This window comes from Streptomyces lunaelactis (assembly GCF_003054555.1).
GTDB lineage: Bacteria > Actinomycetota > Actinomycetes > Streptomycetales > Streptomycetaceae > Streptomyces > Streptomyces lunaelactis.
Genome location: NZ_CP026304.1, coordinates 928,355 through 940,197 on the forward strand (window position 1 = coordinate 928,355; position 11,843 = coordinate 940,197).

General features: G+C 72.1%; 9 protein-coding genes. 4 read left to right on the plus strand and 5 right to left on the minus strand.

Annotation, left to right across the window (positions count from 1 at the left end; all coding sequences use genetic code 11):
• The first annotated feature begins 146 nt into the window (after nt 1-146).
• The 3 genes from SLUN_RS04065 to SLUN_RS04075 are packed head-to-tail and all read left to right on the plus strand — an operon-like array spanning nt 147 to nt 4,360.
• Nucleotides 147-2,483 carry an FHA domain-containing protein gene (locus SLUN_RS04065; RefSeq protein ID WP_108147188.1) on the plus strand — a complete coding sequence of 779 codons (2,337 nt, stop codon included), beginning with the start codon at nt 147-149 and terminating at the stop codon, nt 2,481-2,483.
• A gap of 9 nt (nt 2,484-2,492) precedes the next feature.
• Nucleotides 2,493-3,317 carry an SH3 domain-containing protein gene (locus SLUN_RS40895; protein WP_257153657.1) on the plus strand — a complete coding sequence of 275 codons (825 nt, stop codon included), beginning with the start codon at nt 2,493-2,495 and terminating at the stop codon, nt 3,315-3,317.
• A gap of 26 nt (nt 3,318-3,343) precedes the next feature.
• Nucleotides 3,344-4,360 (plus strand): serine/threonine-protein kinase, encoded by a 1,017-nt coding sequence (locus SLUN_RS04075; RefSeq protein WP_254710276.1) that lies wholly within the window; start codon nt 3,344-3,346, stop codon nt 4,358-4,360.
• Between the two features lie 190 nt (nt 4,361-4,550).
• Here SLUN_RS04075 and SLUN_RS04080 read toward each other — a convergent pair whose 3' ends face one another.
• Nucleotides 4,551-5,831 carry a streptophobe family protein gene (locus tag SLUN_RS04080; protein ID WP_108147190.1) on the minus strand — a complete coding sequence of 427 codons (1,281 nt, stop codon included), beginning with the start codon at nt 5,829-5,831 and terminating at the stop codon, nt 4,551-4,553.
• 202 nt (nt 5,832-6,033) lie between these two features.
• Here SLUN_RS04080 and SLUN_RS04085 point away from each other — a divergent pair, with 202 nt between their 5' ends.
• Nucleotides 6,034-7,308, plus strand: a complete 1,275-nt coding sequence (locus SLUN_RS04085) for a DUF6777 domain-containing protein (RefSeq protein ID WP_108147191.1) — start codon at nt 6,034-6,036, stop codon at nt 7,306-7,308.
• 55 nt (nt 7,309-7,363) lie between these two features.
• On the opposite strand, the gene SLUN_RS04090 is transcribed toward SLUN_RS04085, so the two are convergent.
• Genes SLUN_RS04090 through SLUN_RS04105 form a run of 4 tightly spaced genes read right to left on the minus strand, consistent with a single transcriptional unit; the run spans nt 7,364 to nt 11,839 of the window.
• Nucleotides 7,364-8,395, minus strand: coding sequence for a TolB family protein (locus tag SLUN_RS04090; protein WP_108147192.1), 1,032 nt, complete (start codon nt 8,393-8,395; stop codon nt 7,364-7,366).
• Nucleotides 8,392-9,666, minus strand: coding sequence for an MFS transporter (locus tag SLUN_RS04095; protein WP_175314186.1), 1,275 nt, complete (start codon nt 9,664-9,666; stop codon nt 8,392-8,394). Before SLUN_RS04095 ends, SLUN_RS04090 begins: the two co-directional genes overlap by 4 nt.
• 21 nt (nt 9,667-9,687) lie before the next feature.
• Nucleotides 9,688-10,881: an alkaline phosphatase family protein gene (locus SLUN_RS04100; protein ID WP_108147193.1), complete on the minus strand. Its 1,194-nt coding sequence runs from the start codon at nt 10,879-10,881 to the stop codon at nt 9,688-9,690.
• Nucleotides 10,882-10,903: 22 nt separating this feature from the next.
• Entirely contained in the window at nt 10,904-11,839 is a 936-nt protein-coding gene (locus SLUN_RS04105; RefSeq protein WP_254710277.1) for a galactokinase, read from the minus strand.
• Between the last annotated feature and the right edge of the window lie 4 nt (nt 11,840-11,843).

Genomic DNA, 11,843 nt, shown 5'->3' on the forward strand with positions numbered 1-11,843 from the left:
GCGTCGGGGCGCGCCAACTCCTCGGCGGACAGCTTCAGATCGGCCGCGACTGCCGAGTCGCGGACCGATGGCCTCGACGCCGAGCCGCTCGAGCCAGGCGTGGCACTGGCCGGGCGCATATCAGGACCAATAGCTAGAATTCGAGCATGGGAGAGCGGCCGGTCGCGCCGACTGCGCCCGAACTCGTCCTCGAAACCGACGTGGGCTCCACGGTGATGAGTCCGAGCCGGGATTATCACGTCGGGCGCGACCCCTTGAGCGACATCGTCATCGACGATGTCCGGGTTTCCTGGCATCACGCGGTGCTGCGGCCCGATGCCGACCACTGGACGCTCGAGGACGAGCACAGCACGAACGGCACGTACACCGAGGGCCGCAGGATCCACGAGTGGGGGGTCGGCCCCGGCAGCGTCATCCGGTTCGGCAATCCCGCCGACGGCCCGCGCGCCGTCTTCGTGGGCCGTGCCCGGCCGGTCCCCGCCCGCCCGTCCGCCGTCTCCATGCCCTCGGCGACCGGCACCTTCCGGCAGCCGACCACCGTACGGCCGCTGCCGGTCCGCACCGTACGCATCGGCCGCGGAGCGGACAACGACCTCGTCGTCGACGAGCTGGTCGTCTCGCGCCGGCACGCCGAGCTACAGGCCCACCCGGACGGCAGCTACGAGATCGTCGACCTCGGCAGTCACAACGGCACCTTCCTCAACGGCCAGCCGGTCGCCCGCGCCCCGATGTCGCCCGGTGACATCGTCGGTATCGGCCACTCGGCGTTCTGCCTGGTCGGCGACCAGCTGCAGGAGTTCGTCGACACCGGTGAGGTCTCGCTCGACGTCCAGGACCTCGCGGTCACGGTGGACCGCGGCCGCAAGACGCTCCTGGACCATGTCTCCTTCCCGGTCGGCGAGAAGTGCCTGCTGGCCGTGGTGGGGCCCAGCGGTGCCGGCAAGTCCACGCTCCTCAACGCGCTGACCGGGCTCCGTCCCGCCGACCGGGGCACCGTCCTCTACGACGGCCGCGACCTGTACCGCGACTACGCGGAGCTGCGCCAGCGCATCGGCCTCGTACCGCAGGACGACATCCTGCACTCCCAGCTGACCGTGCGCCGGGCCCTCGGGTACGCCGCCGAGCTGCGCTTCCCGCAGGACACCGCGAAGACCGAACGTCAGGCCCGGGTCGCCGAGGTCGTCCGCGAGCTGGGGCTCGAGCAGCGGGCCGGCCAGCCGATCCACAGTCTGTCGGGCGGCCAGCGCAAGCGGGTGAGTGTGGCTCTGGAGCTGCTGACGAAGCCGTCACTGCTCTTTCTCGACGAGCCGACCTCCGGGCTCGACCCCGGCATGGACCGGTCGGTCATGCATATGCTCCGCGGCCTCGCCGACGACGGGCGCACCGTCATCGTGGTCACGCACAGTGTGCTCAGCCTGGACGTGTGCGACCGGCTGCTGGTGCTCGCTCCCGGCGGGATGATCGCCTACTACGGACCGCCGGAGGACGCGCTCGCGTACTTCGGCTTCGAGGAGTGGCCCGAGGCGTTCGAGGCTTTCGAGAACGACCACGACCGCGAGTGGGCGGCGGACTACCGCGAGTCCCCCTTCCACCGGCAGTACATCGCGAATTCCACCGCCCAGCCGCTGCTGCCGCACGATGCGGCGGCATGGGTCGCGCCGCCGAGGACACGGAGCTGGGGAGCGCAGCTGCGGACCCTCGTACGGCGGTACTCCGCCGCGCTGAGCGCCGACCGGACCTTCCTGATCATCATGATCGCGCTGCCGTTCGTGATGGGTGCGATGGCGCGTGCGCTGGCCGGGAGCCGGCTGACGCAGGAGACGGCGATGAACGCCCTGCTCATCCTCTGTGTCGGCGGGGTGCTGACCGGTGCCGCCAATGCCGTACGGGAGCTGGTCAAGGAACGGGTCATCTACCAGCGGGAGCGGGCCGTCGGGCTGTCCAGGTCCGCGTATCTGATGTCCAAGGTGGTGGTGCTCGGCACGATCACGGTGCTGCAGGCGATCGTCCTGACCCTGGTCGGGCTGGTCGGCGTGGATCTGAACGCCCCGGGCGGTGAAGGGGTGCTCCTGCCGCCGCTGGTGGAGATCACCCTGACCGTGGCGCTGCTCTCCTTCACGGCGATGATGCTCGGCCTGCTCGTGTCCGCGCTGGTGAGCAAGGAGGAGGTCACCATGCCGCTGCTGGTGCTCCTCGCGATCGTCCAGGTCGTCTTCTGCGGCGCGCTCCTCAAGCTGCACGGGGTGCCGGGCATCGAGCAGCTGGCGTGGCTGATCCCCTCCCGGTGGGCCCTCGGCGCCATGGCGGGGACCATCGGGCTCGGCAGGATCGTTCCGGGCAAGCTGACAACGGATCCGCTGTTCGAGCACTCGGCGGGCGTGTGGCTGCTCAACATGGGGATGCTGGTGGTGCTCTCGGTCGTGTTCGGATTCGCCGTCGCGAGGCTGCTGCGCCGGCACGAACCCGCGATCATGCGGAAGTAGGGGCGGACCATGACGACTCCGGACTTCCGCCCGACCCATGTCGTCCCCCGGGACGGGCTGCCCGCCTGGGAGGCTCCGGACGTGTCCCGGCCGACCGCACCGCTCGACGCGCTGCTGCCCGTGCAGGTGGTCGACCGGCGCGGGGACTGGGGGCAGATCGTGTGCGCCAACGGATGGTCGGCGTGGGTCGACGGACGGCTACTGGTCTCCGTTCCTCAGGAGCCGCCGGTGGCGGGACAGCCGGCGGCCCGTACCGCGGACCCGCGGCCGCTGCTGGCCCGGGTCGAGGAGTCGCTGGGGCGGTACCGGCGCGCGGCGGAGGAGCTGACGGCCGGGCGGGGTGACGGGGAGACGTTCCGGCGTCGCACACAGGGACTGCGGGTGGGGATGGTCGTGGACGGCGAGTCGGTGTGGCTGTACGACGCCGAGCACGAGCGCTGGGTGTACTGCGACGGGGTGCGGCTCAGCACGTACGCGGCGGGGTCGGGCCCCGGCGGGGCGAGCGGCGCGGGCGGGGCAGCGGACGGCCCGGTTGCCGGGCGCGAGCCGACACGGGTGGTGAGCGAGGAGCCGAGCGGGATGAGCTCGCCGTCGCAGGGACCGCCGTCCGGGCCGGAGCCGACCCGGGTGGTCGGCCCTGAACGGGGGTCCGGGGACGGCCCCGCAGGCCGGGCCGACGACCGGGCCACAGGGCTCGTGGGGCCGGACCGGGCGCACGGCGGTGCCCCCGGCCCGACAGGCGCCCCGCATGGCCCGGCGGGATCCGGGCCCGGGCGGCTCGTGCAGCCCGCGGCCGATGCCCCGTACTCACCCACCCGCCCCGGTGACGCCTGATGGCGCGCGCCCCGCACGGTACCGATATGCCCGTCGGGCGGGCCTCCGATCTGCTCGGGAAGCAGATCGCGGGGTACCGCGTCGAGAGCGAGATCGGCCGCGGCGGCATGGCCGTCGTCTACCGGGCCAAGGATCTGCGGCTGGACCGCACCGTCGCCCTCAAGCTGCTCGCGCCCGAGCTCGCCCGCAACGACACCTTCCGGCAACGCTTCACCCACGAGTCACGGGTCGCCGCCGCCATCGACCACCCGCACATCGTGCCGGTCTTCGAGGCCGGGGAGACCGAGGGGATCCTCTACATCGCCATGCGTTACGTCGCCGGGCAGGACCTGCGCGCACTGCTCGACCGCAAGGGGCCGCTCTCGCTCACGGCCGCCGGACGGATCGCCGCGCAGGTGGCCTCCGCACTTGACGCCGCCCACGACCACGACCTGGTCCACCGGGACGTCAAACCCGGCAACATCCTGGTCGCGCAGGGCACGGACAGCGACCACCCCGAGCACGTCTACCTCACGGACTTCGGGCTGACGAAGAAGTCGCTCTCCCTGACCGGGTTCACCACCGTGGGCCAGTTCGTCGGGACGCTCGACTATGTGGCGCCGGAGCAGATTTCGGGGCGCCCGGTGGACGGCCGGTGCGATGTCTACAGCCTCGCCTGCGTCGTCTACGAGACCATCGCCGGAGCCCCGCCCTTCCAACGCGACGACGACATGGCCCTGTTGTGGGCCCACCAGTACGACCCGCCGCCTCCGCTGACCGGGCATCGCCCCGATCTCCCCGCCGCCGTCGACGGCGTACTGGCGAAGGCTCTCGCCAAGAGCCCCGACGACAGGTACGACTCCTGCCTGCAGTTCGTGGCCGCGCTGCGCGCCGCGGCGGCAGGCAACGGAAGCGGGAACGGGAACGGGGAGGGTAACGGGGACCACGCACCGACGCAGGTGGACCAGCGCATCGGCGCGCCGTCCGAGTGGCCCGGCCCCCCGCCAGTACCGCCCCGGTGGGCGCTGCCGGTCTTCCCCGGCCTCCAGAAGGACGCGACGTAGGCCGTGTCTGGCAAATAGCGGCGTCCGCCCGCAGGGCGGGGTGCGCGGCGTCCGGTGCGTGCAATCGCAAGGCGGAGGATCATCCTCGTACTGGACGTACTTGGATGACTCCGACAACGCAGCGAGTGTGCGTGCCGGGCGTCGCGCACCAGGCGCGATTTGCCAGACACGGCCTAGCCGGCACCGGACCTCAGTTCGCCGCCGGCTCCACCTCACCGCGCCGGTGGACCCGGGATGCGAGCAGGCTGCCGAGGAAGCCGGCGATAAGCCCCCAGACCAGCGCTAGGCCGAGAGCCGACCACACTTGAGGTTGCAGCGACACCTCGCCCTCCAGCCCGCCGATGTCTCCGATGCCGAGCAGCGACAGGCCGAAGTGCGCCGAGATCCGGACGACGAGGCAGATGGTGAGCACGGTGAGGACGAGTGCCACCGCCATGTGCACGGCGTGCTGCCAGGGGCGCATCCGCGCGGGTGAGCGGGCCGCCATCAGGAACGCCGCGGCCAGCAGCAGGACTCCGGCGACGACCGCGAGCCACCAGACCCGTCCGTCGTGTTCGGAGAGTGAGCTGAGGTTGAGGGTGGAGTTGTCGGGGTTGCGGAGCACCAAGTCCAGTACGTGCGGCATCGGCAGCCCGAAGGGGCCTTGCACCTTCCCCTCCCAGGAGGCGCCGAGACCGAGTGTCAGGGCGAGCCAGACGAGGTTCGGCAGTCCAAGGAGGATCACGGCGAAGGTCTCGGCGGGGTGACCGCGGGTCACCACGACGACGAGTCCGATGACGACGCCCAGTGCGACGTACGCGAGCAGCAGCACCACCATCGCGAAGGCCGCCGGGCGCACCGACTCCTGGAAGCGCACCAGGCGCGCGGGGAGCGGGGCCTTGCGCGATACGAGGAGGGCCAGGACGAGCAGGCCCGCCAGCCACAGCAGGCCGAGGACGACGGTGAGCGGGATGTCGGCCTCGAAGCCGACCTTCGGGGAAGCGTCGAGCAGTTCGCCGATGTCGGCCGCCGTCCCCTCCCCGAGCGGGATGTCGAAACTGTGCCGGGCCAGGACCGAGAGGCCGATGAGGGCCAGGACCCACAGCACCGCCACCCGGGCGGACCAGCCGAGCAGTTCGCGGGTGCCGGCCACGGCCCGGTGGCGCAGCGGCCGCAGGAATCCGGCGGCGATGACCAGGGCTCCGGCGAGGGTGACGGACAGCGGCAGAACCGTGAGATCCGCGTTCGTCTCGGCGATCACACCGGCGTCTCCGGAGATGTCCACGGAGCCGCCGACCGCCATCACGACGACGGCCGCGACAACACGGGGGAAGGCGCTCCCGGGCAGGTCGGCGGCTCCGGCCGCCCACAGTCCGAGGGCGGCGGTGACGATCATGACGGTCAGCCCGGCGACGACCGCCACGAGGGCGTCGCGCCAGTCGTGGGCGGCGCGCCTCGCGCCACCCCGCTCGCTGGATCGCTGCTGGCTCACTCCTGCCACGCTAGGCAGGGGTTCGGTGCTCCGCCTCCCTGGGAGGGCCGACCGCGTCAACTTGCGGGCCGCACGGATGCGGAGCACACAATAGGCACGATCAAGGAAGAAAGTGAGATTACTTCACTCTCAACCACATTCAACGACATTCCTGTGCCGAGTTTCCTGCGCTGCACGATTCCTACGCTGGGAAGAAGAGCCCGTGAGTGCCCAACCGCCGTCATCCGAACGCCCCACGTCGTCCGAACGCCCCACAGGACCCCCCTCCGGCCCGCTCTCGGGCCCTTCGCAACCGGGTCCCCCGCCGCCGCCCAGCAGCCCGTCCGGGCCGCCGAGCGGCGGAGGACCGGGCGGCACGGGCGGCTACGGCGGCTCGGGCGGACCCGGCGGAGGGGACGGCCCGGCGCAGGGCCCCGGCGAGGGCCCCGGCGAGGGCCCCGGCCACCCCTGGTGGCGGTCCGTGCCCAAAGTGGCCACCATCGCCGTGGCGCTCGTCGCCGCGGTGGTGCTCACCATCGTCCTCACCCGCCCCGACGGATCGGGCAAGGGTGGCGAGGTCGTCCTCCAGGCCGCCGGCTCGACCGGGCCGGACCCGTACACGGAGTCGACCGCTCGGGAAAGCTCCCCGCCGCCGACGCCGCCCGCACCGCCGAGCACAACGCCGACCCCCGCCAACGCCACACGCAGCGTGGCGGGTTCGGCCCCCGGCCTGTACGGCGGGACCCGCAACGTCGCCAGCTGCGACGTGGAGAAGCAGATCACCGCGCTCACGGCCGATCCGGCCAAGAACAAGGCGTTCGCCTCGGTCCAGGGCATCGCCCCCGCCGCCGTCCCCGGGTATCTGCGCTCCCTGACGCCCGTCCAGCTGCAGATGGACACCCGGGTCACCAACCACGGCTACAAGAACGGCGCGCCCACCAGCTATCAGGCGGTCCTGCAGGCCGGCACGGCCGTCCTCGTCGACAACCGGGGCGTGCCCCGAGTGCGCTGCGCCTGCGGCAATCCGCTGCTCCCGATGGTGCCCCAGCAGGGCACGCCCAAGCCGGCGGGTGACTCCTGGCCCGGGTTCCGGCAGTCGAACGTCGTGGTCGTGCGGCCCTCGGTCACCGTGATCAACGTGTTCATCATGTACGACCCGACGAACGGCGACTGGTTCTCCCGTCAGCGGGGTGACGAGGGCGCCGACGACGAGAAGACCGAGCCGCCGCCGAACGTCATCAAGCCGCCGCCCTGCGCTCCGCAGCCCGCCGACGGAACGCCGACGCCCGCCCCCGGCGGATCCAGCTCGCCCTGCCCCCCGACATCGCCGTCCTCGAAGGCACCGTCCTCTAAGACACCGTCCTCGGAGCCCCCGCCGTCGGACTCCTCGGAGCCGCCGCCCTCGGACCCCAGCACCCCGAGTCAGCCCGCGCCTCCCGACGGCAGCCCGGAATCGGCCTCGGGATCCACGTCCGCACCGGCCCCCGATTCCGCCTAGGAGTTCCCTCCTGCCGGGGACGCAGGCCCCGTCAGAGCTTGACGGCAGAGGCGGCTCAGGCGATGACGGCGGGAGAGGTGCCGGACTTCACGATCATCCGGGGTGCACCGCCGCCGTCCGCCGGGATCGACCAGAGGTCGGCACCGAAGTCACCGGGCAGGGCGTAGAGGAGAGTGTGGCCGTTCAGCCACAGGGCCTGGTCGTCGACGCTTCTCCGCTCGGCGAGCGCGGTCTCCCTGCCGGTGCGCAGATCCAGGATGTGCAGCCGCCAGGGAGCGTCGGCAAAGGCGCCCGGGACACGCTTCTTGAAGGCGACGCGGGTACCGTCCGGGGACAGTGATGGGCACTCGACGTTCTCGCGCAGGGTGCGCAGGGTGCGCCGGGCCAGGTCGCCCTCGACCAGATACGTACGGCCGCCGGTGGCGAGGGTCGCGTAGAAGCGGTTGTCGCCGGCGGCGAAGGTGACACCCCAGAAATTGTGGTCGGCGGCCCGGTGACGCTGCCCGTCCTTGACGACGGTGAAGCTCTCCAGGTCGGACCGCAGGGTGCCGGTGCGGGTGTCGTAGATGGCGGTACGGGTGGAGAAGGCGCCCCCCGCGTACGAGTCTCCGCTCACGAACACCGTCCACGCGACAAGACGACCGCTCGGTGAGACCCGGGCGCGGGTGGGCATGCCCGGCACCGGGAAGGTGCGGACGGGCCGCAACCGCGCGTCCAGGAGCACCGCTTCATGCCCGGGGACCACTCCGCCGGTGGCCCGCAGGCAGATGCCTGTGCCCGCGGCCGCGTGGAAGCGGAGGCAGTTGCGGGGTGCGGCGGTGCGCGGCCCGGCCATGGTGGTCAGCGGTAGGGAGGAGATGTGATCGCGCTGGGGGCCCCAGGCGAGATTGCGGAAGAGGAGCCTGCCCTGCTGACGCAACGTCACCACACCTGCCCGGGCGACCGGTTCACCGGGCCTGGCCCGGTCCCGTTCGCCGGCACGGTCGGCGGCCCGCACGGTTGCGACGACGGCGACGGCGGCCAGGACCGCGGTGGCGAGGCCGAGGATCAGCAGCCGGGCCCGCGGCCCGGAGATGTCGGGCGTCATGCGTGGCTCCCCCGGTGGAAGGCGGCGACGGAAGCGAGGACGACGGCCAGACCGGCGGTGGCCGCGGTCAAGGCACCGCCAGGACCGAGGTACATCCAGGCCGCGCCGAAGAGCAGTGATCCCGCGAAGCGGGCGAGGGCCTGTGACGTCTGGACGAGGGCCAGGCCGCTCGCCTTGAGGTGCGGGGGCAGCAGCGGGCCCGCGGCGGCCATCAGTACACCGTCGGTGGCCGCGTAGAAGGCGCCGAGCAGCACGAGTACGCACACGGCTGCCGCAGTCCCTCCGCCCCAGGGGCCGAGGAGCAGCACATACGCCATGAGCAGCACCCCATGCCCCGCGAGGAAGACCGGCCGGCGGCCGATCCGGTCGGCCAGCCGGCCCAACGGCACGGCCAGCAGCAGGAATCCGGCGGCAGTGCCGACAGGCAGCAGCGGGAAGTACGCGGTGGGCAGGTCGAGACGGCGCTGCAGCAGGAGATAGAGGAACGAATCGCTCACGGTGACCACGCCGAGCAGCGCGGCGATCAGGCACAGCCTCGGCAGACCGGGGGTCCGGGCAAGCGTTCGCAGTGACCGGCGACCGCGTCGCTTCCGTTTCACCGGGCGGTCGGGGGTTCGCGTCGAGGTGTCCCGTACGAAGAGCGCGAGCAGAAGTACGCCGAGCGCGGCGGCACAGAAGCTGACCACGAACACGGCGTCGTAGCCGTCACGAGCGGCCCACAGGACCGCGAAGGCGACGAGCGGGCCGAGCAGCGCGCCCGCGGTGTCCATCGCGCGGTGCACCCCGAAGGCCCGGCCCTGCTCCTCCTGCGGGCAGGACAGCGAGATGAGCGCGTCCCGAGGAGCGGTACGCAGCCCCTTGCCGGTGCGGTCGGCGGCCAGTACGGCACCGACCGCCCAGGGTGTCGTGGCGGCGAGCAGGGCGAGTTTGCAGCACGCGGACAGCGCATAGCCGGTGCCCGCGACTAGTTTGCGGCGCTGGGCGCGGTCGGCGATGTGACCGCCGGCCAGCCGGGACAGGGCGGTTGCGCCCTGATAGAGGCCGTCGAGAGCGCCGAAGGCGAGCGGCGACATACCGAGGCCGACGACGAGGTAGAGCGGCAGTACGGCGGTGACCATCTCGGCGGAGACATCCGTGACCAGGCTGACCGTGCCGAGGGCGATGACATTGCCGGCGACCGCGCGGCGGACTCCGGTGCCGCGCGGCGGTCGCGGCGGCGTGCTGCGTACGCCCGCCGCCGTGTCCGCGGCCCGGCCGGCCGACAGATACACCTGGCCTCCTCTCCGGTGAGGTCAGAACCAGTTGACGGTCAGCGGGAAGGTGGCGCCGGCGGAGACTCCGGCGGAGTCGGTGGCCGTGGCGGTGATCTGGAGGGTGCCGACCTGCCAGGGCCTGCCGCTGATCCGTCCGGTCGCGGCGTCGATGGACAGGCCGAAGGGAAGGCCGGAGGCGCTGTACTTGAGGGGAGCCTTGCCACCGGTCGCGGTGATCTGCACGGTGCAGTTCCGGTTGAACGTGCAGTTCTGCGCACCGGGGCTGGTCACCTTCAGGTCCCCCTCCGGCGGCGTAGTGCCGTCGCCGAAGACCTCGGTGATGGGAGTGGCGCTCGCCGCGTTGCCGGCGTGGGTGGTGCCGAAGAGGTCCTCGAAGGTGCGCAGCAGGTTGTAGTGGTTGTACGCGCTGCTGAACTGGCCCTGCTTGACCTTGGCCCCGGAGAAGACCGTGGCGATCCTGTTGGAGCCGAGGTAGTTGTCCTCGTCCCAGGTGAGCACCAGCAGACTGTTGTTGGCCTTGGCCCACTGGGCGTAACCGTCGAGGCTGTTCCTCACCCAGGTGTCCCCGGTGCCGACCGGGCACGAGTGCATGTCGTTGCACTGGTTGGGGACGACGAAGGACAGGTGCGGCAGCTGGGCGAAGTCGCCCTTCGGGAACTGCGCCCAGGTCTTGCCGGTGTTGAGCGGCACGTTCTTGAAGGCGAACCAGGGGTTGTGCTTCTGCGCGTACTGGCCGTTGGTGCAGGCGGTGGAACCCTCGCTCGGCAGGTCTTCGTTGTACGTGGCGAAGGTCTTGCCGGCGGCGGCCAGCTCCTGACCGAGGTTGGCGGCGCTCATCGACTGCGGGGTGTAGCAGCCGTCGCCCGTGATGCCCTGGGTGGCGCCGGAGAAGAGGTTGAAGTAGTTCGGCTGGCTGGGGTGGGTCAGCGCCTTCATGGAGGTGAGACTCGCCCCGGCTGCCGCGAGCTGGTTGATGTAGGGCGCGTTGGAGCTGCCCATGATCTCGCCGTACTGCTTGTTCTCGAAGACGACGACCACGACGTGGTCGTAGCTGGGCAGGGCTGCGGCCGCTCGCGGGGCGGCGGCGTGGGAGTCGGCCGCGCCGAGGGTGGCGACGAGGCAGAGCGTGCTGAAGATCCCTCCGGCTGCTGTGCGCCGGCGCCCGGTGCTCGTGCTGTGCGCTCTCCGGCTCGGTAGGGCTGGTGGTTTCATGGGGTGTTCCTCCTTGTTCCTCTCACTCCTCGCGGCGGGCCGCGCCCGCCACGGTGATGTTCAGGAAGCGCGGCACAGGCCTGCCGCGACTGCGGAACTCCTCGGCAACGCTGGTACGGACGGCCGTCAACCGGTCCTGTGGCAGCAGCACCAGGGCGCTGCGCCCCGGCTCTCGTCCGGGCCGCCAGGCCGACAGCGCACCCGCGCTGCGGGCGTGGTCCGTCGCGCGCCGGACGTCACCGGGGCCGGCGTCTTCGCCGCGGGTCACCAGCAGCATCAGCCTCGCCCCGTTCTCGGGCGGGTCGAAGCGGATACGGCGGCTGCCGTCGTCGTCGAGCAGCAGAGCCCGGCCGGGGCGGGCGAACAGCACCGCCTCGCGCAGTGCTTCGTCGCCGTCGGGTGCGGCCTGCCGGGCGAGAGCGGCCAGCCGGCCGCGGGGCGGGCGCGGTCGGGAGCCGGCGGCGTGCAGATCGGCGACCGCCAGCGCCACGGCGCACTCGAGCGGCTCGGCGCTGGACAGACCGGCCGCGGCGGTCAGCGTGGAGTGGATGTGCAGGTCGACGCCGCCGCGGCCGTACCCGGCGCGGGCCATGGTGCGCAGCAGGGCATAGGTGCGGGCGGCCCAGTCGGGGTGGGCCGACGGCGGTCCGGTGAGCGGGAGTTCGCAGCTCTGCGCGGGGTGGGCGAGTGAGCTCAGCCGTACCAGGCCGTCATCGCGCGGTGCCGCGGCGGCCGCCACGGGCCAGCCGGCGGCGGCGACCAGGCGGGGCGAGCCGAGGTGGAAGGCGTGCGGGGCGCTCCACACCGTGGCCGGGGGTCGGTCGTGCGCCGATTCGAGTGCGAAGGCCACCAGCCGGAAGAGCGGGTCGGCGGTGTGGCGGCGGGCGATGTCCAGCGTCCCGAGGGCCGTGTTCAGGTCCGCACTCGTGTCCGTGCCCGTGGTGGTGTCCGTGTTCATGGCG